At 55.3% G+C, this 430-nt stretch carries 2 tRNA genes and 1 rRNA gene; all 3 read left to right on the plus strand.

Annotation, left to right across the window (positions count from 1 at the left end):
- The first annotated feature begins 21 nt into the window (after positions 1-21).
- The 3 genes from rrf to HP548_RS00290 all read left to right on the plus strand — a co-directional run bounded on the left by rrf (position 22) and on the right by HP548_RS00290 (position 372).
- Positions 22-138 (plus strand): 5S ribosomal RNA (gene rrf, locus HP548_RS00280).
- 57 nt (positions 139-195) lie between these two features.
- A tRNA-Ile gene (locus HP548_RS00285) sits at positions 196-272 on the plus strand.
- Positions 273-296: 24 nt separating this feature from the next.
- A tRNA-Ala gene (locus HP548_RS00290) sits at positions 297-372 on the plus strand.
- The last annotated feature ends 58 nt before the right edge of the window (positions 373-430 follow it).

Genomic DNA, 430 nt, shown 5'->3' on the forward strand with positions numbered 1-430 from the left:
AGATGTAAGCTAAGCTATGCGTTTGGTGGCGATGGCGGAGGGGTTCCACACGTACCCATCCCGAACACGACCGTTAAGCCCTCTAGCGCCGATGGTACTTGGACCGCAGGGTCCTGGGAGAGTAGGACGCCGCCAAGCGAATTCCCTTTGGGGTATTTTTTTTGCCCCCCTCGTAAGGAAAAGGGAAATATATTGGGGCCCTTAGCTCAGTTGGTTAGAGCGCACCTCTGATAAGGGTGAGGCCGGTGGTTCGAGTCCACCAGGGCCCACCATATAAGTTTTAAACCACAGTGTATGGGGCCATAGCTCAGCTGGGAGAGCGCCTGCCTTGCAAGCAGGAGGTCAGCGGTTCGATCCCGCTTGGCTCCACCATTCCCTGATAGCTCAGTTGGTAGAGCACTCGACTGTTAATCGAGTTGTCACAGGTTCG

The sequence above is a fragment of the Paenibacillus taichungensis genome, from assembly GCF_013359905.1.
In the GTDB taxonomy this organism is placed as follows: Bacteria; Bacillota; Bacilli; order Paenibacillales; family Paenibacillaceae; genus Paenibacillus; species Paenibacillus taichungensis.